Genomic DNA, 24,279 nt, shown 5'->3' on the forward strand with positions numbered 1-24,279 from the left:
AATTATCCAGCCAATCTTTCACTCGCTTCATTTTGCTTGCGCAGTTTTTGGATGTCACGTCGGATCAGAATGGAGACCACGAGGGCAACAACGAAAAGCCCGCTGAAGAAAGTCAAGCTTGTTCCATAGCTTCCGGTAGTGTCTTTCATCCAGGCAGCGAACATTGGACCAGCCAATCCTGCAGCAGCCCATGCAGTCAAAATATAGCCGTGAATGGCACCAAGCTGCTTTGTTCCAAACATATCACCAATGAAAGCAGGAATCGCAGCAAAGCCTCCGCCGTACATTGTATAAACTATAGCAAGCATGATTTGGAACAGAAATGCTTCCTTCGTATGAGGCAGCAGCATGAATAATATAATCTGTGACGCAAAGAAAATCGTATAAGTATTCGGTCGGCCGATATAGTCGGAAATGGAAGCCCAGGCAATCCGGCCAAAGCCGTTGAAGAGACCTAAAACGCCAACGAGTGCTGCTGCTTCTGCAGTAGTAAGCCCAATGCTCTCTTCTGCTAATGGCTTTGCAGCTGAAAGAATTGCGATCCCACAAGTGACATTAATGAATAGCATCACCCATAAATAGTAAAAGCGTGAAGTTTTAATCGCTTCATTCGCTGTCAGCTGTGAAAGATCTTTCTGGACTTTTACTTTTCCGGACTGTGTTTTTTCCTTGAAGCCATTTGGAACCCAATCTACAGGCGGCTTTTCCAGATATAGTGACGATGCTGTCATGATGATGAAATAGGCAGCACCTAAAATATAAAATGTATTTGCGGTACCGACAGACTTAATCAGTGAATCCATGATTGGACTGCTGATTGCTGCTGCAAACCCGAATCCCATGATTGCAAGACCTGTAGCAAGTCCTCTGCGGTCAGGGAACCATTTCACCAGTGTGGAGACTGGGGCGATGTAACCAACTCCAAGCCCGATGCCGCCTAACACACCGTATGTAATATACAATAATGGCAATGATCCAAGGTTGACTGCAAGGCCTGAGCCTAAGATTCCAGCTCCGAAAAATCCTGCAGCAAGAAGGCCGGCTTTTCTTGGTCCGTGCTTTTCAACGAAATGGCCAAGGAAGGCAGCGGATAATCCTAAAAACAGGATTGCAAGGCTGAAGGTAAATTGAACTTGCTTTGATGTCCAGCCGAATTCCTCAATCAACGGATTTGTGAAGTTACTCCAGGCGTATACCGATCCAATGGAAATATGAATTCCCACTGCCGATGCAGCAATAAGCCATCGGTTCTTCGTCTTTTTCATGCTTAATTCCCCTTTACTATTTGTTTGTTTCGTCAATGACAGTGATTGAGTTTCATAGAATCACTGAACTGGTGAATCCTGTTCGGTATGAATCCTGTTGGCAATCTTAAGGACAGCTGAATCATTCTCAAGAAACAGAAAACCGCCAATCTTCCCAAACCCCGTTAAAACGGACTTTGACCGAAAGATTGACGGTTAGCAATAAGCAGGATTCGCTACTTACGGACCAACAGTTAATCGCTTTCATTTCCGAAACCATCTTAACCGAAGACAGGGTCGCTATCTCGTATCAAAATGTGTCAGAATTGTGAACTACAAAAAATCTTATCATTTCCCAAATACACTTGCAATACCCTTTAGCATTGCTAAATTAATTTTTCACTATGTCGGTGTTGTAAATTTTTCTTGTGAAAATGAAAATAGTATGTTTAGATTTTACTATTCTCAATTTCTTAAGGTTAAGGTGAGGGCAATGTTGGAAAATATGAGCGAAAAATATAGCATCACAAAATATCAGGATGGGCAGTTTTTGGATGTAGAAGATTTTATCGTGAATGAATTCCCGTTGACGATATATGTCAATGACCTGGAGTTCGCCACCATGGTTTGCACTCCAACACATTTTGAAGAAATGGTCGTCGGCTTTCTGGCATCTGAAGGGTTAATCCGCTCTTACAATGATATACATTCACTGAGCATCGATGAAAGCAGGGGATATGCCTACGTAATGTTGAAAGTGAATATGACCACGAACCAGGAGTATTATTCAAAGCGTTTCATAGGTTCATGCTGCGGGAAAAGCAGACAATTTTATTTTCATAACGATGCGAGAACAGCAAAAACTTCAATGGCAAAAACGACTATTACTGCATCCCAGAGCATTGCACTCATGAATGAGATGCAAAAAAGTTCCAAAGTGTTCATGGAGACAGGAGGCGTACATAATGCAGCCCTTTGTTCTCCTGATGAAATGCTTGCTGTTCGCACGGATATTGGGCGCCATAATGCCCTTGATAAATTATTCGGATATAGCATGATGAACAGAATTCCAGTCCGTGATAAAATCATTGTATTCAGCGGGAGAATCTCCTCAGAGGTCTTGTTAAAAGCGGCGAAAATAGGAGTCGGAATCGTTCTTTCTAAGTCTGCACCAACAGACCTTGCCATTAAACTTGCGAAGGATTTGAATATAACCGCAGTAGGCTTTATCCGAGGCAAGTCTTTTAACGTGTACTCATGTCCGGAAAGAATCATAGATTAATGATTATTGATCAGGAAAAACCTAACATGCAGTGATTGCAGGAAAAATTCTATACTAAAAAAAGCCGGGTTGCCATCATGGAACCTGGCTTTTTTAGTATAATGTAAAACTTTCGGATATTCTGTCGGACATCAAAGAAACGGGAGCATATGAAAGGATCTGGCGGGAAAAGGGAGGCTCAGCCAGCTGAATCCATGAGAATAGGATATATGCTAGTATATAGTGAATTATCAGATAATTTGCATTTTGAGTGCATATTACAGGATTGTTACAATTATATTGAATCAAATATTATATGTGCAAGGGGGTCCCGGTCTATTATTTAAAGCTAGCAATCCAGGTGTTTACTCTATAAAAAAAACGGGTAAAAGAAGTCAGGGTGCCCACGACATTTTTTTTGTAGGGGTTTTCCATCCAGTCGTATAAATGAAAGAAATATTGAGGGGGAGTTTTAAAAAGTGAAGAAATTTATAACTGTATTCGTGATGATGTTGACCGCGATTGGTCTCCTGGCTGCTTGCGGCAGCGATGAAAAGGCATCCGGCGGTGAAGGCGGTATGAAATTGGCAAAGGATGGCCAGTTCACTTTTGCTGCATCCGGGGAATTTAAGCCGTTTAGCATTACAAATGGCGAAGGCCAGATGACTGGTTTTGACATTGATGTTGCAGAAGCAGTGGCAAAGGAACTGGGGCTCGAGCCGAACCAGCAGAAATTTAAGTTTGCCAGTATTGTAGAAGGTGTGAAAACAGGCCGCTTTGATGCAGCGGTTGCCAGTCATACTATTAACGAAGACCGATTGAAGCATGTCGATTTCTCTACTCCATACTATTATTCCGGTCCACAGATTTTTGTTAGGCCAGATAGCGACGCTGAAGCGCTGGCTGATTTAGAAGGGAAGGAAATTGCCGTATCCAAAGGGTCGACTTATGCTAAGACAGCAGAAGAAGTGACAGATAATATTGTGCTTTATGACAGTGACGTAACAGCTCTGGAAGCGTTGGCAAATGGAAGGCACGACGCTGTTATAACGGACTTTATTACAGGAAAAGAAGCAATGGGAGCCGGTCTTAAACTTGAAGGCAAGGAACTTCTTGGACGTAGCGAGCAAGGTATTGCCGTAGCCAAAGACAACGATGAATTACTGAAGAAAATCAACGAAGCATTGGAAACCTTAAGGGAAAATGGAACGTTGAAAAAAATCAGTGAAAATTATTTCGGAGAAGATATCACTGCTGATCCGGAGCAATAAGTTGTCAGTTGGGACGAATGTGCGGTATTACTGCACATTCGTTTCTGCTTAAACATGCTGTTTTCAGGGTTTTGGATCGCTCATATCAAGAGCTTGCCTGAACCCAACAGCCATTTTCGAAAAGAGCTCACAGGGAGTTGAATGTATTTTGCCAAGTTTATCGCATGTTATCGAAGTCTTTTTTGACACTTACGATATATTTCTAAAAGGCATGCTGCTTACCTTGCAGGTTACAGCCGTCTCGATTTTTATTGCTATTTTTATAGGTTTATTGTTTGCCTTTCTTAAGATCTCAGGCATTAAAATTTTGGAATGGATTGCTAATGCCTATATTTATCTGGTCAGGGGTACTCCGCTGATCGTCCAAATCTTTATCTTCTACTTTGGGATGACAAATTTAAATATGTCTGCATTTTGGGCAGTAGCACTCGGACTCGCTTTCCATAACGGTGCCTACATTGCAGAAATTTTCAGAGGAACGATTCAATCGATAGATAAGGGACAAATGGAAGCAGGACGCTCGCTTGGAATGAGCAGGAACCTGACGATGAGAAGAGTCATCCTTCCGCAGGCATTCCGGCGTGCTTTGCCTCCCCTTGGAAATCAATTTATCATCGGACTTAAAGATTCTTCATTAGCAGCCTTCATTGGGATGTATGAATTATTCAATGTAGCGACAACAAAAGGAGCAAATGATTTTGACAATATGACCTATTTGCTGATTGTTGCTGTTTACTATTTATTCCTGGTTTACTTGATATCTGCTTTGGTAGGACTGCTTGAGAAGAAACTTTCTGTAAGTGATTAAGGGGGAATTGTTATGGACGGTAGAGATATGATCAATGTGAAAAAACTAAATAAATCCTTTGGTGATCTTCATGTATTGAAGGATGTGGATATGACTGTAAAAGAAAGCGACGTTGTCTGTTTGATCGGTGCCAGTGGTTCGGGGAAAAGTACACTGTTACGCTGTCTTAACTTCCTTGAAATCAAGGATGATGGCCAAATCATCATAGAAGGTGAAGAAATAAATGCAAATACGCACGATTTGAACGAAGTACGCCAGAAAATCGGCATGGTTTTCCAGCATTTTAACCTTTTCCCTCATAAAAATGTGATCGAGAATATCATAGAGGCACCGGTCCATGTAAAGGGAGTTAGCAAGGATCAGGCCATTAAGGAAGCAAGGGAGCTGCTGGTAAAGGTAGGACTGGCAGACAAGGAAAATGTGTATCCATCCAGGCTTTCCGGCGGACAGAAACAGCGTGTGGCAATTGCACGTGCGCTGGCGATGAAGCCGGATATCATGCTGTTTGACGAACCGACATCAGCACTTGATCCAGAACTTGTTGGAGAAGTTCTCGCCACCATGAAGGAACTTGCGGAGGAAGGGATGACAATGGTTGTCGTCACCCATGAAATGGGCTTTGCCCGTGAAGTTGCGGATTGGGTCGTTTATATGCATGGCGGACGGATCATTGAAGTTGGCCACCCGGATGAAATATTTGATAAACCAAAAGAAGAACGGACGCGTGAATTTTTAAGCAAAACTTTTTAGAATTGAACGCTTAGTTCGCTAAGCGTTCTTTTTTTATAACCATGGATAATAAAGGGAAATACTTTGCATCATAAAAAAGCGTGATAGTACAAGATGTTTTTCTATTAGGCAAAATAGTTGCCATCGAGAAACTTTATTGGAATACTAATACATCTAAAAGTTTAATGCAAATGGAGGCTGACATGATTAGAAAGATTTTTTCAAACTTCGTTTTTTCTGTGTCAGCTGCGGTGATCTTGCTTTTCGTCGTAGTTGGGGCAATCATGCCAGAGAAATTTGGTGCGGTTGCTGGAAAGCTATTTGAGTTTACAACCATCAACTTTGGCTGGTTCTATTTACTGGCGGTATTCATTATTGTTTTATTCCTGATTGGCCTGGCAGTCAGCAAATATGGTGCCATCAGGCTTGGAGGTGAAGGAGAGCGGCCGCAATTCTCCTTCTTCACCTGGATGGAAATGCTATTCTCGGCAGGATTTGGAGCCGGACTCGTATTCTGGGGCATCGCGGAACCGATGAGCCATTTTTTTAATACGCCTTTTTCAAATCTCGAAGGGGAATCGAGAAGTGCAGCCAGAGTGGCTATGGGTTACTCCTTTTTCCATTGGGGAGTCAGCCAGTGGTCAGTCTTTGCGATTGTCGGCCTGGTTATAGGCTTCCTCCAATTCCGGAAGCAGAAAAATGGACTGGTCTCGACGGCCCTCGAGCCCATTACTGGCAGCAAGCCCGCTGTTAAAAATGCGATCGATACGCTTGCGGTTGTCGCTACTGTAATGGGGATTGCCACTTCTGTCGGGTTGGGTGTCCTGCAGATGAATGGCGGTCTCAACGCCGTATTCAATACCGGAAATTCGATCGGGATCCAAATGGTCATTATTTTTGTCATGTTTGTAGCCTATATGATCTCCTCCTCGACAGGGTTGGAGAAGGGGATTGCAATGCTCAGCAATGTGAATCTTGGTATTGCGATTGTGCTTTTGCTATTCGTACTGGCAGCTGGACCTACCGTCTTCATTATGGAGAGTTTTACGCTGGCTATTGGGGATTATTTTGCTAACTTCATCCAATACAGCCTCAGGCTCCAGCCTTATCAGGAGGGAACGTGGACAAGGGACTGGACCATCTTTTACTGGGCCTGGGCAATTGCCTGGTCACCGTTTGTCGGGGCATTTGTTGCCAGGGTATCCAGGGGAAGGACGATTCGGGAATATATTTTTGGTGTCATGGTGATACCGCCAGTAATTGCCTGCCTGTGGATTGCAGCTTTCGGAGGTACTGCCCTATGGAACGATTTAAATAAGAACACAGGAATTGCTGCAGCGGTTGATGCAGATTTAACCTCGGCATTGTTCAAGACTTTTGAATTTCTGCCATTGACGACGATCCTGTCCATCCTATCCATCATCCTGATATTTACTTTCCTGGTAACATCAGCGGATTCTGCGACCTACATTCTGGCTAGCATGACATCCTCGGGTAGCCTGAATCCTCCGCGGTTTGCCAAAATTGTTTGGGGATCGTTAATGGCAGCTATTTCTGCCGTATTGCTCTACGCGGGCGGACTTGAAGCATTGCAGACGGCTTCCCTGATTGCCGCACTTCCTTTCACAGTTATTCTCGTCCTGCTGATGTTCGCAATCCTGAAGCTTTTGAAAAAGGAGCCGCTGCCAATCAGGCCTGCAGATCTACGCCGGTTCAGGAGACTGGAAAAAGCCGCAAATCAGGACCATGAAAAAAAGTAATAGGTAGACAAAAAAACGCTGTTAAGGTGCAGCGTTTTTTTGTGTTTTGATTAATAATTACCGGGTGCAGCCGATATAAAAACTATTATTTACACCATGAAAAACTAAAAAGGTATTTTCGTATCATCAGTGCGGACTAGGAATCATGTGAGGGGTCCAGGAAGCAATAAAGGATTCGGAAAGACCTGTAAAGGATGTTTACGCCATGTTCACTATGCCTGATTCCGAAAATCTGATTATTTTACCCGTGGAGTATTCAATTCCTATAGTCATCCTCTCCATTATTATCTCCTGTCTCGCTGCATTTACAGCCCTGACAATGAATGAGAGGCTTAAAAAAAACGGGTTCTTCAGCCGAAACTTTTGGCTGGTTCTGGCATCATTTGCGATGGGGCTGGGGATATGGGCAATGCATTTCATTGGGATGAGCGCTGTTCTCATTCCTGTTTCAATGGAATACAATGTTTCTCTGACGGTCTTATCAGTCCTGCCGGCGATTACCGCTTCGTATCTGGCATTCTATATAGCCAATCGTTCGAATCAGAGCAGGTGGCCGCAGATTCTTGCCGGTATCATTATGGGCTGCGGAATTGCCGCGATGCATTATATCGGAATGGAAGCAATGGATCTGGAAGAGGGCATTCACTTTACGTATAAACCTTTCATTTTTGTCCTGTCCATTTTATTGGCAATCATCGTATCCTATGTTGCTTTGTTTATCTTCTCGAGCAAACAGAAATGGCTGGAAAACTTTTTTGTAAAGTCAATTACTTCTCTGATGATGGGGATTGCTGTTGCCAGCATGCATTATACAGGGATGGAAGCAGTTGTTTTTTATGCTGATGCGGCATTGCAAGGTTCGTTCTATCATGGTCATCAGATGGACTTGCATCTGCTGGTTGTGGCTATATCGCTTGGGATTTTTGTCATCCTCGGGTTATCAGGGTTTTCAAGCCTTCTCGATCGTTATGTGGAATTTCGATTAAACCACTTTGATTCATTGACAGGCCTCCCAAACAGAAGGCAATTTGAGAAAATGATACATGCTCAAGGGGTAACCGGACTTGCAATCATCCATTTACACGGATTGGAGAAATGGAACAGCCGATACGGATATGATTTTGGGGATGAAATGATCAAGGCAAGCAGTGAGATTATTGCCAGATTAAAGCCAGGTTTCGCAACGTTATATCGGATTGAAGGAAATCGTTTTGCGATCATAACATCTGTAAGCCGGAATGATGAAAAATTCAAAATTTCCCTGGAAAGAATCTCAGCCGTATTGGAAAAGCCTCTCATTATCAATGAAAAGAAGTTAGTTCTCAATTCTGTTTGTGCTTTAGCTTATAACCAGGGTGGCAATATCAATTTATTTTCCAATGCCATTGCAGTGCTGCAGCATACAAATATCGCTTATAACCATGAGGTAATTGAATACGACCCGAAAATTCATACTTTTGCCTTTGAACGGAACCTTATCCAGGATATAGACAGGGCCCTTGAGGAAGATGAACTTTTTGTCTTATACCAGCCTATATATTCAAACAGAAACATCGTATTCGGTGTAGAGGCATTGCTTCGCTGGAAACACCCTCAGCATGGAATGATATCGCCTGGCGTGTTTATCCCGATCCTCGAGGAAAATGGCAAGATGCACGAAGTAACGGACTGGCTGATCAATCATGTATGCCTGCAAATCGTTTCCTGGGCTTCAATGGGCTATCAGCCACTAAAAGTCGCCATCAATGTTCCAGGGTCTTATTTTACATCTCCTCAATTCATGCAAACCTTGAAGAAGAAAGTCTCAATATATGGTATTGACAGCAGGTGCCTCGAACTGGAAATTACCGAAACGAGTGTCATCGACCATATTGAAAATGCAATCCAGGCTGTAGGTGAATTTAATCGTTACGGCTTTACTGTTGCGCTTGATGATTTTGGGACTGGCGTATCTTCATTATCCTATTTGAAACGGCTGCCCATTTCGACGTTGAAAATTGATAAGTCATTCGTTGATGATGTTCCTCATTCTGAAAAGGACTCGGCGATAATGAAATCGATCATCAGCCTCGGCCATTCACTAAAGCTGAAGGTGGTAGTGGAAGGTGTAGAATCTGAAGAACAGGTTAAGTTCCTGTCCACGAGTTCGGAGAACCCAATCATCCAGGGTTATTATTATTCCAGGCCGCTTAATGCAGCAGAGATCGTAGATTGGGTCAATGAATTTAGAAAAATATCAAGTGCAGTATCGTAAATATTCCATGTATTTGTTAAAAATTTCAAAATACAATTGATATGTAGCTTGGAATTTGCTATATTTTACCGGTATATCTAAAAAGGAGGAAAGGGAATGGAATTAAGTATTTCTCAAATTAAAAAGAAAGCCCTTGCGTCTTTAAAAGGGATGTGGGGGATTGGTGTTGGCCTGACATTCCTTGTATTTTTAGTGACAACCATTGTACCGGGAATTGCTGAAGTTCTTGCCAGCGGCGGGTTTTCGACGTGGGTAGAACAGACGGAAACACCTGTGCTTGCGGATGTGGTCAATGTATTCTTATCGATCGTGCTGATTCCGCTGACAGTGGCAAGCTACTGGTTCTACCTGATTATTGCGAGATGGAATGATCCGAAAATATCCCAGGTCTTTGGAGTCTATAAAGATATGGGTCTATCATTGAAAGTCATTGGGAGCTCGATCCTGGTGGGGATCTTCACAGCATTATGGTCATTATTATTGATTATACCCGGGATTATCAAAGCGATTTCCTATTCACAAGTCTTTTTCTTGATCAAGGACAATCCACAGCTGTCCGCTCTGGACGCCATAACCGAGAGCAAAAAGCGGATGAAGGGCTACAAGTGGAAGTATTTCTTGTTGAATCTTAGCTTTATCGGATGGGTCTTCATCGCCATCTTCACTTTTGGAATTGGACTTTTATGGCTTACACCATACATCAGTACAGCCAATGCAACCTTCTACAATGAATTAATCGCACCTCAGGGAAACGACGATGCAAAATCTGCGGATTTGGCAATCTAACTAAAAAAGCTCCAGCTAGATTGATAGCTGGAGCTTTCTTTATTTGCTGCTCACCTGACTGTGATAAAGGAGAAACAAGAGTATACGGCGAATATATATATCTTCTATTCTATAGGGAAAAGAGGGAGAATATGGGGTTTGATATGTCCACATTATTTTTGATTGATCAAAAAGATGGATTCGATCCAGAATTCAGCCAGTTGGTCTCGATGATGAATTATGTGCGCAAGACCACGCATGAAGCGGTTGAGGGGCTCTCGATTGAGGAACTGGATTTTCTTGTCCATGACGAAGCGAATTCAATTGGGATGCTGCTTGCCCATATGGCTGCTGTGGAGCGGATTTATCAGATTGTCACATTTGAAAGGAGGGACCCAACGGAAGAAGAGGAGGAAGCACTCTCAGCGGGGCTTGAACTTGGCGAGAAAGGCCGCACCACATTCAAGGGTTATCCTCTGGAGTACTATCTCGAAGACCTCCAGAAGGTAAGGGAGATCACTTATCAGAAATTCCAGTCACTTTCCGATGAATGGCTGTATGAACAAACGAATTGGTGGTGGAATCAGCCTGCAAACAATTATTTCAAATGGTTCCATGTGTTTGAAGATGAAATCAATCATCGCGGCCAAATCCGGATGATCAGAAAAATTCAAAGCAAAGCGACGGAAGGATTGGCTAAATAGCCCGGTAGCCAATATTATTCAGCGGCGAAATATAGTGGGAGGAACTGTTTTCGCAAAAGAAGACAGTTTTTTTTACAAATTTTTCATTGTTGTGAAACTTCTTCCCGTGACAATCGTATTACATATCAAGCAATTAATGGAATAAGGGAGGGTGCTTTTTAGATTGTAACAAGGAGTGAGAAAAATGGAGCTGTTTGGTACACCATTGGAAACCATTTATTTTTGGGGGTTGGTCATATCAGGGGCAATTACAATCATCTATCTGTTTTTTGGTGATTTCCTTGATGGAGTTCTTGAAGCAATCCCGCTGGTCAATCCGACATTAATCTTTTCATTTGTGACGATTTTCTCGGCAGGCGGCTATTTGGGTGAAGTTTTTACAAAATTGCACAGCGGTTTGATCGCTGGGGCATCAGCTATTATTGCTCTTATTCTTGTCACCTTATTGAATGTGTTTGTGCTGATCCCTTTATCCAATGCCGAAGAATCCCTGGTGTATAAGGAAAGCGACCTGAGGGGAAGGATCGGAACCGTCATAACTTCAATCCCGGTCGACGGTTATGGAGAAGTCATGATCGAGAATATCAGCGGCCGCATCTCAAAGCCGGCAGTCAGTTTTACAAAATCCGAAATACCGTATGGCAAAAAAGTGCTGGTCATTGATATTGAAAGTGGTGTTCTGCAAGTGAAGCTGCATGAAGAATTAGAGACTTTTATTTAGGGGGAATTGGTATGGATCTAATGTTTATCGTTATTGGTTTTGTTGTATTCCTGATCATCGCATTAATTGCAGTATTCATTACTAAATATAAGACAGCGGGCCCTGATGAAGCCTTGATCGTTACGGGAAGTTTCCTGGGGAGCAGAAATGTTCACACAGATGAATCGAACAATAAAATAAAGATCATCAGGGGCGGCGGTACGTTCATTTTCCCGGTGTTCCAGCAGTCACGTCCGCTGAGCCTGCTGTCCAGTAAATTAGAAGTTACGACTCCTGAAGTTTACACAGAACAGGGAGTTCCTGTTATGGCTGACGGAACGGCGATCATCAAAATCGGCGGATCGATCAGTGAAATCGCAACGGCTGCCGAGCAGTTCCTTGGAAAAACAAAAGAAGACCGCGAAAATGAAGCGAAAGAAGTATTGGAAGGTCATCTTCGTTCCATCCTGGGTTCCATGACTGTAGAAGAAATTTACAAGAACCGAGATAAGTTTTCCCAGGAAGTCCAGAGGGTCGCTTCACAGGACCTTGCGAAAATGGGTCTTGTCATCGTCTCGTTCACGATCAAGGATGTCCGGGATAAAAATGGATACCTGGATTCACTTGGTAAACCGAGAATCGCCCAGGTAAAACGTGATGCTGACATTGCGACTGCAGATGCTGAAAAAGAAACACGCATCAAGAAAGCGGAAGCAGACAAAGAAGCAAAGAAGGCTGAATTTGAGCGTGCGACTGAAATCGCCGAAGCTGAAAAGATCAATGGCCTGAAAATGGCAGAATTCAGACGTGAGCAGGACATTGCCAAAGCCCGCGCCGACCAGGCGTACGACCTTGAGACAGCAAGAGCCCAGCAAGAAGTAACCGAACATGAAATGCAAGTTAAAATCATTGAGCGCCAGAAGCAAATCGAACTGGAAGAAAAAGAAATCCTTCGCCGTGAACGCCAGTATGATTCCGAGGTCAAGAAGAAAGCGGACGCAGACCGTTACTCCGTTGAGCAATCAGCAGCTGCAGACAAGGCGAAACAAATTGCCGAAGCCGATGCAAACAAATATCGGATTGAAGCAATGGCACGCGCTGAAGCCGAAAGAATCCGCATGGATGGTCTGGCAAAAGCCGAAGCTGAACGCGCGAAAGGGGAAACAGAAGCTGAGATCATCCGCCTGAAGGGTGTCGCTGAAGCAGAAGCGAAGGAAAAAATCGCTCAAGCGTTCGAGCAATTCGGCCAGGCAGCCATCCTTGATATGATTGTGAAGATGCTTCCTGAATATGCAAAACAGGTTGCAGCACCACTAGGTAATATTGATAAGATCACAGTCGTGGATACTGGCGGAAGTGATTCCAATGGAGGAGCGAACAAGGTGACTGGCTATGCCACGAACTTAATGTCCACCCTCCAGGAGTCCCTGAAGGCATCCTCTGGGATTGATGTAAAGGAACTGATCGAAAATTTTTCTGGAAAAGGAAACGTTAGGCATAGCATCGATGCCTTGACGGATGAAATTCGTGATAATAAGACCGTGGAAACGGCTGTGAAAGACGAAAATTAAAGGAAAGCCGCCTGGACTGTGAATCCAGGCGGCTTTTTTACAGGGGCCTAACATAGCAAAAATCTAATTTAATAACGATAACATTTTTTATAGAGATAGTCCTGATTTAAAAGCGAAAATCAAATATTTTTTAATAATTTTGTGATAATTGAAAAAATAATGTAATATCGTTTATAATAAATCGACTGAATGGTTTATTTTAAAGGGGGAAGCTGTATGGAACAAAAAGTAATGAACGAAACGATCATGAATGCACTTGAGAAATTTACAGAACTAGATGAAAGAATTTCACATTTTAATAGTATTTTAGGTTTGCTTAGCTGGGATCAAAAAGTGGTTGCTCCTAAAAAAGGAAGGTCCATTTTTGCCGAAGCAAACGGGACTCTCAGGACGGAAACGTTCAAGTTGACCGTTTCTGAAGAAATGGGGGAGCTTCTCCAAGCGCTGACTTCTGATGAGGCAGAAGAACATTTGGATGAGGTCTCAAAAGCAAGAGTACGTGAACGCCTTAATGCCTATAACCGCTCAAAGAGTATTCCAGCTGATATGATCAGAGATTTTTCTGTACTTACTTCTAAGGCAAATGAGGCCTGGGAAGAAGCGAGGGAAAAAAATGACTTTGAAAAGTACCTTCCATACCTTGAAAAAATTGTGGATTTCAAAAGAAAAGCAGCCGAAATCTATGGCTATGAGAACCATCCATATGATGCGCTCCTGGATGAATATGAACCTGGACTGACTGTTGAAAAGCTGGATTCATTATTTGTTAAGGTAAGAGAGTCTAGTACTGATCTTCTAAAAAGAATCCAGAACTCGGCCACCAGGCCCTTTGTTGAAATTTTTGAGCAGCCATTCTCGATAGAAAAGCAAAAGAATTTCAACCGCTATATCCTTCCGGAGATTGGGTTCGACATGGAAGCAGGCAGGCTGGATGAGACAGTCCACCCATTTGCACAGACTGTGAACACCGGGGATGTTCGGATCACGACCAGGTATCTGGAAGACAATGTCCGATCAGCGATCTTCGGCACGATCCATGAGGCAGGCCATGGAATATATGAGCAGAATATCGATTCAAAATTCGAGGGGACAGTCCTCCAGGAAGGTGCTTCTTTTGGAATTCACGAATCACAATCCCGATTCCTGGAAAACATGGTAGGGCGCAGTGAACAATTCTGGAAATACTTCTATCCTAAGCTTCAGGAGCATTTCCCAGAGCAGCTAGGGAACGTGGAACTGGATGATTTTTATCGTGCCGTCAATGCAGTGCAGCCTTCTTTCATACGCGTTGAGGCTGACGAGCTGACATATAATCTCCATATCATGGTAAGATACGAGATTGAAAAGGCATTAATTGCCGGGGAAATTGAAGCGAAGGACCTTCCAGAAATCTGGAACACAAAGATGAATGAATACCTTGGCATTACTCCTCCAACTAACAGGGAGGGTGTGTTACAGGATATCCATTGGTCATTTGGGGGCTTTGGATACTTCCCGTCTTATTCCTTAGGTAACCTGTATGCAGCCCAAATCCTGAACAAGATCCAGCAGGATGTACCAGGATTCTACGAAAGTATAGAAACAGGGAATTTTGTGGTAATACAAAAGTGGCTGAGGGAGAACATCCATCAATACGGGATGTTGTACACACCGAATGAGCTCATGGTCAAAGCTACAGGTGAAGAACTGAATGCGGATTATCTTGTAAACTATCTCGAAGAGAAATACAGCAAAGTTTATAATCTCTAATTCGGAAAAAGAGGTAGAAGCGATGGCGCCGATTGTTTCGGATGAATACAAGGAAAAGAAGCGGCAGGAAATCCTGCAAAGTGCCCATGCTTGTTTTGCGAAAAAGGGATTCGAAGCTTCGACAGTCGATGATATTGTGGCGCATTCTGGCCTAAGCAAAGGAGCAATCTATAATTATTTCAAGAGCAAAGAAGAACTTTACCTTGCGCTCATGGAAGGACAGACAAACGAATCAGGTACAAAGTTCGCTAAAGCAATTGCCGAGCGTGACTCAGCTTTTGAAAAATTGAATTATCTGATGTCGGCTTATTTGGACAATGACCCAAATGCTGAAGAGAATAAGGATCAGGCGCTTGTGCACTTTGAGTTCAGGCTTTATTCTACACGAAATCCTGAATTAAAGAAGGCGCTGACGGATCGCTACAAGGATTTCTTCGTCAACTTGGTGGCAGGAATCATCGAGGAAGGGCAGGGTGCGGGAGAATTCAATAAGAAACACGATTCCCATGTCTATGCAGCTATATTCTGGGCGATGGTCAATGGAGTCACCCTGCAGGCAACCATCCTTGAAAACTATCCGTATAAAAAAATTTTAGAAGAAATGCAGAGAATGTTCGTCGAAAAGTTAAGGCTGTGAAGCAACAAACCCAGTGAGGATTTCCTCACTGGGTTTGTTTATTTTAGCTCCATTGTCTCTTGTGTATAAATCGTTTTCTCCTTCAACACTTTACTAAGATGTGCCTTGTTTTTCCGTGCTGATAGGATGTAAAGGAAATCTCCAGCCATGATGATGGTATTGCCGGTAGGGGCAATAAGTTTTCCATTCCGGATGATGGCATTCACGAGGGAGCCTTCCGGGAAAGGGATGTCCTTCAACGGTTTGCCGATAATGGCACTGTCGCTTTCCATTTCATACTCGATCATTTCCGCATCCGCTTTTCCAAGGGAAATCAATTCAAGTGACTGCATCGGTTCTGTTTTCTTCGGCCCGTTCAATCCCAGTTTCTTGGCTGCGAACGGAATCGTCGCTCCCTGGATGAGGGCGCTCGTCAAAACGACGAAAAAGACGACATTGAATATTTGATGGCTGCCTTCAATTCCTGCTAATAAAGGGAATGTGGCAAGGACGATTGGGACCGCTCCCTTTAACCCAGCCCAGGAAAGGAAAAGCCGCTCTTTCTGGTTATAGTTCAGTTTAAAGGTCGAGATGAATACAGCGACCGGTCTGGCAACCAACATCAGGATCAAAGAAATCAGGATGCCCTGAATGAGAATGGCGGCTGTAAATAGTTCTGATGGAAAAACAAGGAGGCCGAGGATGACAAACATGAGGATTTGCATCATCCAGGCGAACCCTTCGGAAAAACGGAAAATTGAATGGCGGTAAGCAATCTCGGCATTCCCAATGATGATGGCCGCAATGTAGACAGCCAAAAGCCCGCTGCCGTTTAAAAAGGCAGTTATGCCATAAGTCAATAGAGCGAAGGCAGTTGCAAATACAGGATAAAGCCCGCTTGAATCAAGATTGATGGAGTTAAGGGCTTTGACGGCTGCTTTACCGAATATCAGTCCGAGAACGAGGCCGAGTCCCATTTGCAAAAAGAAACTGCCAATCAAACTAAGAATACTAGCGTCAGGAATCGTAATCAGCTCGATCATTGCTACCGTAAGGAAAACGGCCATCGGGTCATTCGAACCTGATTCAGCTTCGAGTGTTGAGCCTAGCTTAGGAGATATATTCTGGCCTTTTAGGACAGCAAAAACAGCTGCCGCATCTGTGGAACCGACGATGGCACCAAATAGGACCGACTCAAGCCAATCGAGTCCAAGGATCATTTTTGCTGCAATAGCAACGATACCAGACGTAATCAGTACACCTATTGTCGCCAATGACAAAGAGGGAGCAATCACCGGGCGGACATCCTTCCAGTTTGTTTGCAGGCCGCCTTCGAATAAGATGACAACGAGAGCGATTATACCAATGGTCTGGGTAAGGGCTGCATTATCAAAATAAATGATTCCAAGTACGTCACTGCCCATGACCATCCCGACCAGGATAAAGAAAATCAATGACGGTACGCCAAGTCTGCTCGAAAATCTCGTCGTAACTACACCGATGATAAAAAGAAACGCTAACAATAAAATAAATGAATCGGTGCTAAGGACATTTTCAGCCAAATATAATACCCCCTTATAAATTGATATTTATTTTTACTTGTTTGGCTTGCTGGTCGATTCCGATAAACTGCATCGTTTCTGAAGGAGAGGCCTGCTGGAGCCTCTTCTGAATGAGGGAAATCGCAATGCCTTGCAAATAGGCATGGTAACCAAAGGTTTTTCTGAGTGTGGTCGTTCCGACAGGTTCAGTAATGCCGGCTTCTCTCGCGGCAGAATTTATAATACGGTAGGCTTGTTGTCTTGTGATCGGTTCATCTGTTTTTCGAGACCTAAAAAGATAGTCTGTGTCAATCAAGTAATATTCATTGATATATTTTTTTAATGCCTGGCGAATGGCGTCATTCAAGAAAATGGGGGGATTGCCGTAATGGGGATGGCCCAGTAGCTCTGTTATTTCTCCATCTGTGCCGCATACTTCCTGCACACGCAGCCGGAGTAATTCCTGAAGCTTAATGCCCGAATTGATTCCAAGCACAAACAGGCAATAGTCTCTGAGCGAGTGCTGCTCTAAATATTCTTTCATTGAATTGATTTGCTTCTTGGATTTTATAGCGCTGACCGTTTTCATTCACTCACTTCCTTATGTAACTTAATTATAACTTATTTTGGTTTTTGTAACATAAGAAAATGCTCCAAAGTAAATTTGGGTTGAGTTGCAGCAAGTGGTATAATGAACCGTACCGTAAAATTTTCGTAAGGAACCTGGAGGCAATATGCTTAATTTCGAAGAAAAACTTGCAATTATTGAATCATTCCCCGAGCTGGAACGCAAAAATGTTTCTTTGGGGCGTGTCAATTTCCATTTTGAAGATAGTATTTATGATAAGAAAAATGTGGTTTATCATCTGCATCCAAATGGAAATGGGTTTGTTTATGCAGAGTTTTTATCAGGTTATGAGCTTGATCAGAAAGGTATGGTAAACATCCGTGATTTTTCAGCTGAGAAACTGAAGAAGGTCATTCAGCAATCAATAGAGTCACTTTCCCAAAATACTGTGACAGAGGCTGCGATAATCGAGGATCATGAAGAAGAACGCTGGATTGATTCTGAGAACCATACCCTCATTCTTGTGCATGAAGATGATATGTGGAATGTGTATGCCGGATTGAACCTTGATGGAACATTTCTCTCCTATAATGAGGCAAAGCAGTATCTAGAAGAAGAAGGATTCAAGAAGAGATAAGAAAAAGGATGCCGAAATTTTACGGCATCCTTTTTCTTAATTTTGGGCTTTAACCGGTTTACAAATTATAACTTGAAGTTCCCTGTCAATTTCTCTAATTGTATTGCAGTCTGCTGCAGGATCTTTGCTGTTTCATTGACATTCTCAGCTATTCTTAATTGCTCCTGTGTCGACTGGTCGGTCTGGCTTGTACCTGCGGCAATTTGCTGAGAAGCCTGTGAAACTGTATCAAGGGAGTTGGTTATTTGTTCGATTGCTATCATCTGTTGTTCAATTGCAGAGGCAATATTATTGGAATTATCTTCGATTTCCACTGTCGTTTCATAGATTTCATGAAGCGTGTTCTTGGCATTGATTGAAAGGTCCTTGTTGTATTGTACGGCTTCTCGAGTCTTCATGATGTACTCTACAGCTTCACGGGTATTCTGAACGTTTTCGTTCACGATCGAAATAATGGTCGAAGCTGATTTCGCGCTTTCCTCAGCTAGCTTTCTGACTTCGTTTGCCACAACTGCGAAGCCTTTGCCATGCTCCCCGGCCCTTGCTGCTTCAATGGCAGCGTTCAATGCCAGAAGATTGGTTTGGTCAGAAATGGTATTGATAATTTTGACGAATTGCGTAATTTTATCTGATTGCTTCTCGAGCACGGTAATGATATTTGCAAGCTGGTTTGTATTTTCATCAACTGCTTCCAGGCCTGCCAGCATTTCGTCAATCCTGACGGTGCCTTCTTTTGAGGTCTTTGTCGAGTTCTTGGCAATGTAGCTTGCCTGCTGTGCTGAAGCGTTGATTTCCTCGATTCCTGCATTGATTTCTTCCAATGTCGCCTGCATTTCTTCGATATTGGCGTTCTGTTCCTGTGTACTTGCGGCAGCCTGCTGGTTGGCCGCTGTCAATTCCCTGATGGCTTCAACGGAATCGGATGATACCTTTGAGAGTTCAACCGTTTCAGTTGATACTTCATTTGTGCTTGTCTGGACCTGGGAAACCAGGGTCCTTAAGGAGGCCGTCATGCTATTAATGCTTTCAGCCAGGGCTCCCACCTCATCTTTGGAGCTGACTCTGATGTCTTCCTGTGAAAGGTCTCCTTTTGCGATATTAGCAGTCAGATCCTTAATATTATTTAAAGGCTTGATCAGCCTCGAGACGAGGAAGTACATGGCCGAGCTCGAAATCGCCAAAATGATCAAGGCAAGTACCCAGATCCCGGCAACCTCAGCGTTAATCTTTTTATTTACCTGCATTACATCGAAATCTACTCCGTATAGTGCTATCGCTTTTCCATTCATGTCGGTAATCGGCGAAAAACCTGAGATTTTCGTACTATTGCCCGATTTGTAAATATCAGTAGTTGTGCGTTTGTTTCCTTTAAATGCTTCCAATGCTGCATTTTGAAACGATTGTGCTGCGCTAAGCTTAGAACCATATGTAAAATCGTTCGTCATCATTGTGGAACTCATTGTAGGGACAGTCAGCTGATCTCCGTCCAATTTGAGTAAATACAGATTATTGATCAATGGATTTTCTTTTAAAATCTTGTCCATTTGCTTTTGGAGAGTAACCACACCAGGGTTGTTTTTTGATGGGTTGTTAATGATCACCTGCGCTTTTCCCGGAGTAATCTGGTCAGATAATAGGCTCGAAATGGTTCTCAGTTCTGCCTCCATAGAATCCAGATTACTGTTTTTGATCGTATATTGTGCATAGAGCGCTGTGACCAATGCGAGAAGCAGCATTGAAACGATGCTAAGAGAAACAATCTTTAGCTTCAGGCTTAAACTTCGCTTCCGACTCCTTGTGCTGCTATGTTTCTTTTTAGTTACTGCTTTTTCTGCAGTTTTCTTTTTCTTGAAAAACAATTTGTTTCACTCCCTCTGTTATTCATTGACGAAAATAGCATTAGATCTTATATAGACACTATTTGTTTTTATTTTCGGCAATTTTAAAAAATTGTTAAGAAAAAAGAACTATTTCTCTGAAAAGCGATTTTTTGATTGACAGAATTTCTGGGCTCTTATATAGTAAAAGTAATTAAATATTCTCTTTTTAAAGGGGAGTAGCTGCCACAATAAAGTCGTCATTACGAGATCTATTTCTCCGGCTTTATTGGCAACGTGGACGTTGTTAGCAAGACCTTTACTTTATCGGTAAAGGTCTTTTTCTATGCAATTTTAGGCCTTTACCAATATGGTAAAGGTCTTTTCTTTTACCTGGAGGATATTTGGTTAACTTTATTAAACGAAACAGGGGGAAAAGAAATGGATCTTACGTTATTGCTTGAATATGGCTGGGTGCTGCTGGTGCTTGTGGTGATGGAGGGACTGCTGGCTGCGGATAATGCCCTTGTGCTTGCCATCATGGTAAAGCATCTTCCGGAAGAAAAACGCAAAAAAGCCTTATTTTATGGGTTGGCCGGCGCATTTGTGTTTCGTTTTGCTTCGCTTTTTGCCATCTCTTTCCTGGTCGATGTATGGCAGCTCCAAGCTCTGGGCGCATTGTACCTTCTTTTCATGGCTGCGAATCATATTTTCAGGAAGATTGTATTCAGGGATTCAGGAGAAACAGAGGATCAGCCTGTAAAGGAGGCAGGCAAGAAGAGTGGTTTTTGGGTAACCGTGTTAAAGGTAGAAGTGGCAGACATCGCTTTTGCGGTGGATTCCATTCTGGCTGCTGTTGCTCTTGCTGTTGTATTGCCAAAAACGCCGCTTCCTCAAATTGGGGGGATGGACGGCGGGCAATTCCTCGTCATTTTTGCCGGCGGTATGATCGGACTGATCATCATGAGGTTTGCAGCTAATATGTTTGTTAATTTACTTGAAAGAAGACCTGGCCTGGAAATCGCCGCATTCGGTATTGTCGGATGGGTGGGGGTCAAGCTTGCCGTTGTGACGCTTTCCCATCCTGAACTGAATATTTTAAGTTCAGATTTTGCCCATTCAACAGGATGGAAACTCACGTTCTATGCTGTGCTTGTAGGAATCGCCGCTGCTGGCTGGTTCCTGTCCAAGGAAAAATCGGAGCAAACTGTCAATCAAGCTTCCTGATTTTTTTAACGAAGCGCTATTAAAATCCCCGAAATGCAGGACAAGCTGTGTTTTGGGGGTTTTTTCTTCCTCAGACCATTTCTCCTGATATATATCAGCCAAAGTACGAATAATAAATGTGGAATCCTTCACGATTTTCTCTCGATATGCGTTAGCTGATTAGTATAAGGGTATAATTTAAAAAATGATTAAAGCTTCCAGTAATCATCAGAAGCAGAAGTCTGCAAAATACATCATTCCGATAAACCGGAATGAAATCGGTGGTGTATAGGAGGTGTCTGCCTTACAAACGTAAGGCTTGCCATTGATTATTACGAACTTGCTTTTAGTTGCTTTATTGATCGCGTTGACTGGCTTTTTTGTTGCAACGGAATTTGCCATTGTAAAAGTCAGGAGCTCCAGGATCGATCAGCTGATCGCGGAAGGCAGGAATGGTGCTCAATCAGCAAAGCATGTAATCACCCATCTTGATGAATATCTTTCTGCATGCCAGCTGGGCATCACCATCACGGCGTTGGGCCTTGGCTGGCTGGGAGAACCGACGGTGGAAAAAATGCTTCACCCGCTTTTTGATAACTGGCATCTTAATCCGTCCTTAACTAAACTGTTATCCTTCGGAATCGCGTTTGCTTCCGTGACCTTCCTGCATGTTGTTGTTGGAGAACTGGCTCCAAAAACGGTCGCTATCCAAAAGGCGGAAGCAGTCACGCTTGCTTTTTCCAAGCCGATCATCTGGTTTTATAAAATCATGTATCCTTTCATATGGGCACTGAATGGATCAGCCCGTCTGCTTGTCGGAATGTTTGGGCTTAAACCAGCTAGTGAACACGAGGTTGCCCATTCCGAGGAAGAATTGCGCATTCTTTTGTCGGAGAGCTATGAAAGCGGAGAAATTAACCAAAACGAACTCAACTACGTGAATAATATTTTTGAATTCGATGAACGGATTGCTAAAGAAATCATGGTTCCAAGGACGGAAATCGTCACGCTTGATATTGCCGATCCTATTGAAACGATCATTGATGTAATCCAAAATGAAAGGTACACGCGATATCCTGTGATTGATGGTGAGAAGGATAATGTCCTTGGGATGATCAACATCAAGGAAATCCTTACAGCAAAGCTGACACAGAAAGATTTTCACCAGGAATCGCTCCTGTCCTCATTTGTTAAACCGGTGATCAGGGTCATTGAGACGATTCCAATCCATGACCTGCTGGTTAAAATGCAGAAAGAGCGAATCCATATGGCAATCCTGATTGATGAATATGGCGGGACTTCGGGTTTGGTGACAGTAGAGGACATCCTTGAAGAAATTGTAGGAGACATCCGGGACGAGTTTGATACAGACGAAATTGCTGAAATCAGAAAGGTGAAAGAAGGGCATTATCTGTTTAGTTCAAGAGTGCTGGTTGATGAAGTCAACGATCTGCTGGGAATCAGCCTCTCAGAAGAAGAAGTCGATACAATTGGCGGCTGGGTCATGACGAAGAACATTGATGCCAAGATTGGCGATGAAATCGAAGAGGAAGGATATCTTTTCAGGATCATCGAAATTGATGAATACCACATTGCTTATTTAGAAGTCATCAAGATTGAAGTTGCAGAAAAACCGGAGTGATGAACTCCGGTTTTTTATATTGGGAAATTTTTGCCCCAGTATCAATCAGATTGGCCCCTCAGACCACATCCGACAAAAATGTGGCTAATATTGGCAAGTTCAAAATACGTTTCATTTACTGTTTGGGACGGGTATTACCTCACTACCGGGGCAACCGGATGAATCTCATTTTAGAAATGGAGGAATTAAGAATGACTAAAAAAGTAGTTGGAGTATATGATAATCAAACAGAATTGATCGAAGCAATTGAAGAGTATAAAAACAATGGTTACTCTGTGCAGGATTTCTCAATTATTGGGGATACCACTGAACTCTCATCTGCGTTGGAAAGCAGAACAGGAGTAACCACTGAAAATATCGGAACAGATCATGACCACAAAGAAGGCGGCTTCTGGCAAAGCCTTATGACTGCATTTGATGCAGACAGGAATCTGGGCGGAAACGAGCATTCTATTTCAGATCGCTTAGTTGGCCTTGGCCTGACAGATGATGCAGCAAGAGAATATGAAGAAGATGTCCGCGCTGGCCGGATCATCCTTCTTGCTGAAACGTCTGCATCTGGTCTTGATGTTGAAGACACAGGCTATGTAACGGATACATCCGTGACTGGAACCGGTGTGAATGGTGGATATGACACAGACACTTCAGTGACTGATGCAAGAGCTTCTTATGATACAGACCGTTACGATACGGATGAGAAAACATTAAGGCTAAGAGAAGAACAGCTGGATGTTTCTAAGGAAAGAGTCCAGGCAGGTGAGGTGGAAGTCCACAAAGATGTTGTGGAAGAAACCCAGAAGGTGAACATTCCTGTTTCACGCGAAGAGGTCTATGTAGAACGCCGTGAAGTGAATGAAGCGGCTAATGACGCTGAGGCCACACTGGGTGATGACGAGACGATCCGTGTACCAATCATGGAAGAGAAAGTAGAGGTAACAAAGAAACCAGTTGTAACGGAAGAACTTGTCATCGGCAAGCGCGAAGTTACGGATACAGAACAGGTAGTAGAAAGTGTCAAGCGTGAGGAAGCTCACCTTGAAACAGACGACAACCGCCTGGTAAATGAAACGGATCTTGACCGCGGCCGTGATCTTGACCGTGATCGTAATTTAGATCGTGACCGTGACGGATTCAAGGATAAATACTAAAAGAATAAATAAGAAAAGACGCCGTAAAGGCGTCTTTTCTGCGTATTGAGGCGACTGACTGCACGCCACATCGTGCATTTCCTGAAAGGAGTGTCTGCCGGCTTACACAATTCAGCTCATCGCTTGATTAATATACCATTTAAAAAAAACCTTGGCAAGTGGAAGTAACAGGAAAAATGCGCTGATAGAAGGTTGGTCACGAGAATTATCGTTACATTAACAGGAAAAATGTGCGGATAAACCGTGGCTCACGGAAATTATCGTCACATAAACAGGAAAAATGTGCGG

The 24,279-nt window shown here is 43.1% G+C and carries 20 protein-coding genes; 16 read left to right on the forward strand and 4 right to left on the reverse strand.

Going from position 1 to position 24,279, the window contains the following annotated elements; genetic code table 11:
- Positions 1–2: 2 nt before the first annotated feature.
- Positions 3–1,265, reverse strand: a complete 1,263-nt coding sequence (locus EJA10_RS02075; RefSeq protein WP_125478323.1) for an L-lactate MFS transporter — start codon at positions 1,263–1,265, stop codon at positions 3–5.
- A 472-nt stretch (positions 1,266–1,737) separates the two neighbouring features.
- On the opposite strand from EJA10_RS02075, the gene fdhD reads away from it, so the two are divergent.
- From fdhD to EJA10_RS02135, 12 genes are all read left to right on the forward strand, one after another.
- A complete protein-coding gene (gene fdhD / locus EJA10_RS02080) occupies positions 1,738–2,526 on the forward strand; it encodes a formate dehydrogenase accessory sulfurtransferase FdhD (RefSeq protein WP_125478324.1) in 789 nt (262 codons plus the stop codon).
- Between the two features lie 485 nt (positions 2,527–3,011).
- Positions 3,012–3,776, forward strand: coding sequence for a transporter substrate-binding domain-containing protein (locus EJA10_RS02085; protein WP_125478370.1), 765 nt, complete (start codon positions 3,012–3,014; stop codon positions 3,774–3,776).
- Positions 3,777–3,924: 148 nt separating this feature from the next.
- Positions 3,925–4,584 (forward strand): amino acid ABC transporter permease, encoded by a 660-nt coding sequence (locus EJA10_RS02090; protein WP_125478325.1) that lies wholly within the window; start codon positions 3,925–3,927, stop codon positions 4,582–4,584.
- Between the two features lie 12 nt (positions 4,585–4,596).
- Positions 4,597–5,334, forward strand: a complete 738-nt coding sequence (locus tag EJA10_RS02095) for an amino acid ABC transporter ATP-binding protein (protein WP_125478326.1) — start codon at positions 4,597–4,599, stop codon at positions 5,332–5,334.
- 182 nt (positions 5,335–5,516) lie between these two features.
- A complete protein-coding gene (locus EJA10_RS02100) occupies positions 5,517–7,073 on the forward strand; it encodes a BCCT family transporter (RefSeq protein ID WP_125478327.1) in 1,557 nt (518 codons plus the stop codon).
- A gap of 205 nt (positions 7,074–7,278) precedes the next feature.
- Positions 7,279–9,327 carry a bifunctional diguanylate cyclase/phosphodiesterase gene (locus tag EJA10_RS02105; protein ID WP_125478328.1) on the forward strand — a complete coding sequence of 683 codons (2,049 nt, stop codon included), beginning with the start codon at positions 7,279–7,281 and terminating at the stop codon, positions 9,325–9,327.
- 96 nt (positions 9,328–9,423) lie between these two features.
- Entirely contained in the window at positions 9,424–10,113 is a 690-nt protein-coding gene (locus EJA10_RS02110; protein ID WP_125478329.1) for a DUF975 family protein, read from the forward strand.
- Between the two features lie 131 nt (positions 10,114–10,244).
- Entirely contained in the window at positions 10,245–10,796 is a 552-nt protein-coding gene (locus EJA10_RS02115) for a DinB family protein (RefSeq protein ID WP_246017645.1), read from the forward strand.
- A gap of 184 nt (positions 10,797–10,980) precedes the next feature.
- Positions 10,981–11,517, forward strand: coding sequence for an NfeD family protein (locus EJA10_RS02120; protein WP_125478330.1), 537 nt, complete (start codon positions 10,981–10,983; stop codon positions 11,515–11,517).
- An 11-nt stretch (positions 11,518–11,528) separates the two neighbouring features.
- Positions 11,529–13,067, forward strand: a complete 1,539-nt coding sequence (locus EJA10_RS02125; RefSeq protein ID WP_125478331.1) for a flotillin lipid rafts scaffold protein FloT — start codon at positions 11,529–11,531, stop codon at positions 13,065–13,067.
- 216 nt (positions 13,068–13,283) lie between these two features.
- Entirely contained in the window at positions 13,284–14,816 is a 1,533-nt protein-coding gene (locus EJA10_RS02130) for a carboxypeptidase M32 (RefSeq protein WP_281274459.1), read from the forward strand.
- A 22-nt stretch (positions 14,817–14,838) separates the two neighbouring features.
- Positions 14,839–15,453, forward strand: coding sequence for a TetR/AcrR family transcriptional regulator (locus EJA10_RS02135; RefSeq protein ID WP_125478332.1), 615 nt, complete (start codon positions 14,839–14,841; stop codon positions 15,451–15,453).
- A 38-nt stretch (positions 15,454–15,491) separates the two neighbouring features.
- On the opposite strand, the gene EJA10_RS02140 is transcribed toward EJA10_RS02135, so the two are convergent.
- Both EJA10_RS02140 and EJA10_RS02145 read right to left on the reverse strand, forming a co-directional pair.
- Positions 15,492–16,994: a potassium/proton antiporter gene (locus EJA10_RS02140; RefSeq protein WP_125478333.1), complete on the reverse strand. Its 1,503-nt coding sequence runs from the start codon at positions 16,992–16,994 to the stop codon at positions 15,492–15,494.
- A 13-nt stretch (positions 16,995–17,007) separates the two neighbouring features.
- Entirely contained in the window at positions 17,008–17,562 is a 555-nt protein-coding gene (locus EJA10_RS02145; protein ID WP_125478334.1) for a tyrosine-type recombinase/integrase, read from the reverse strand.
- Positions 17,563–17,707: 145 nt separating this feature from the next.
- Here EJA10_RS02145 and EJA10_RS02150 point away from each other — a divergent pair, with 145 nt between their 5' ends.
- Positions 17,708–18,178 (forward strand): hypothetical protein, encoded by a 471-nt coding sequence (locus EJA10_RS02150; protein ID WP_125478335.1) that lies wholly within the window; start codon positions 17,708–17,710, stop codon positions 18,176–18,178.
- 65 nt (positions 18,179–18,243) lie between these two features.
- On the opposite strand, the gene EJA10_RS02155 is transcribed toward EJA10_RS02150, so the two are convergent.
- On the reverse strand, positions 18,244–20,037 hold the full coding sequence (locus EJA10_RS02155; protein ID WP_125478336.1) for a methyl-accepting chemotaxis protein: 1,794 nt from the start codon (positions 20,035–20,037) through the stop codon (positions 18,244–18,246).
- Between the two features lie 399 nt (positions 20,038–20,436).
- Between EJA10_RS02155 and EJA10_RS02160 the strand changes: the two genes are divergently transcribed.
- The 3 genes from EJA10_RS02160 to EJA10_RS02170 all read left to right on the forward strand — a co-directional run bounded on the left by EJA10_RS02160 (position 20,437) and on the right by EJA10_RS02170 (position 23,991).
- The gene (locus EJA10_RS02160; protein WP_125478337.1) at positions 20,437–21,222 is read left to right on the forward strand and encodes a TerC family protein; all 786 of its coding nucleotides are present in this window, start codon (positions 20,437–20,439) and stop codon (positions 21,220–21,222) included.
- 304 nt (positions 21,223–21,526) lie between these two features.
- The gene (locus EJA10_RS02165; protein ID WP_125478338.1) at positions 21,527–22,843 is read left to right on the forward strand and encodes a hemolysin family protein; all 1,317 of its coding nucleotides are present in this window, start codon (positions 21,527–21,529) and stop codon (positions 22,841–22,843) included.
- Positions 22,844–23,034: 191 nt separating this feature from the next.
- On the forward strand, positions 23,035–23,991 hold the full coding sequence (locus EJA10_RS02170; RefSeq protein ID WP_170169031.1) for a YsnF/AvaK domain-containing protein: 957 nt from the start codon (positions 23,035–23,037) through the stop codon (positions 23,989–23,991).
- Positions 23,992–24,279 lie beyond the last annotated feature (288 nt).

This window comes from Mesobacillus subterraneus (assembly GCF_003937825.1).
Lineage (GTDB): Bacteria > Bacillota > Bacilli > Bacillales > Cytobacillaceae > Mesobacillus > Mesobacillus subterraneus.

What these genes read in the sequence shown, in the direction of transcription:
- fdhD (WP_125478324.1), top strand. Translation starts at nt 1,738, where the DNA reads ATGTTGGAAAATATGAGCGAAAAATATAGCATCACAAAATATCAGGAT.
- EJA10_RS02100 (WP_125478327.1), top strand. Translation starts at nt 5,517, where the DNA reads ATGATTAGAAAGATTTTTTCAAACTTCGTTTTTTCTGTGTCAGCTGCG.
- EJA10_RS02095 (WP_125478326.1), top strand. Translation starts at nt 4,597, where the DNA reads ATGGACGGTAGAGATATGATCAATGTGAAAAAACTAAATAAATCCTTT.
- EJA10_RS02120 (WP_125478330.1), top strand. Translation starts at nt 10,981, where the DNA reads ATGGAGCTGTTTGGTACACCATTGGAAACCATTTATTTTTGGGGGTTG.
- EJA10_RS02115 (WP_246017645.1), top strand. Translation starts at nt 10,245, where the DNA reads ATGGGGTTTGATATGTCCACATTATTTTTGATTGATCAAAAAGATGGA.
- EJA10_RS02170 (WP_170169031.1), top strand. Translation starts at nt 23,035, where the DNA reads ATGACTAAAAAAGTAGTTGGAGTATATGATAATCAAACAGAATTGATC.
- EJA10_RS02075 (WP_125478323.1), bottom strand. Translation starts at nt 1,265, where the DNA reads ATGAAAAAGACGAAGAACCGATGGCTTATTGCTGCATCGGCAGTGGGA.
- EJA10_RS02110 (WP_125478329.1), top strand. Translation starts at nt 9,424, where the DNA reads ATGGAATTAAGTATTTCTCAAATTAAAAAGAAAGCCCTTGCGTCTTTA.
- EJA10_RS02150 (WP_125478335.1), top strand. Translation starts at nt 17,708, where the DNA reads ATGCTTAATTTCGAAGAAAAACTTGCAATTATTGAATCATTCCCCGAG.
- EJA10_RS02145 (WP_125478334.1), bottom strand. Translation starts at nt 17,562, where the DNA reads ATGAAAACGGTCAGCGCTATAAAATCCAAGAAGCAAATCAATTCAATG.
- EJA10_RS02085 (WP_125478370.1), top strand. Translation starts at nt 3,012, where the DNA reads ATGATGTTGACCGCGATTGGTCTCCTGGCTGCTTGCGGCAGCGATGAA.
- EJA10_RS02125 (WP_125478331.1), top strand. Translation starts at nt 11,529, where the DNA reads ATGGATCTAATGTTTATCGTTATTGGTTTTGTTGTATTCCTGATCATC.
- EJA10_RS02135 (WP_125478332.1), top strand. Translation starts at nt 14,839, where the DNA reads ATGGCGCCGATTGTTTCGGATGAATACAAGGAAAAGAAGCGGCAGGAA.
- EJA10_RS02160 (WP_125478337.1), top strand. Translation starts at nt 20,437, where the DNA reads ATGGATCTTACGTTATTGCTTGAATATGGCTGGGTGCTGCTGGTGCTT.
- EJA10_RS02105 (WP_125478328.1), top strand. Translation starts at nt 7,279, where the DNA reads ATGTTCACTATGCCTGATTCCGAAAATCTGATTATTTTACCCGTGGAG.
- EJA10_RS02130 (WP_281274459.1), top strand. Translation starts at nt 13,284, where the DNA reads ATGGAACAAAAAGTAATGAACGAAACGATCATGAATGCACTTGAGAAA.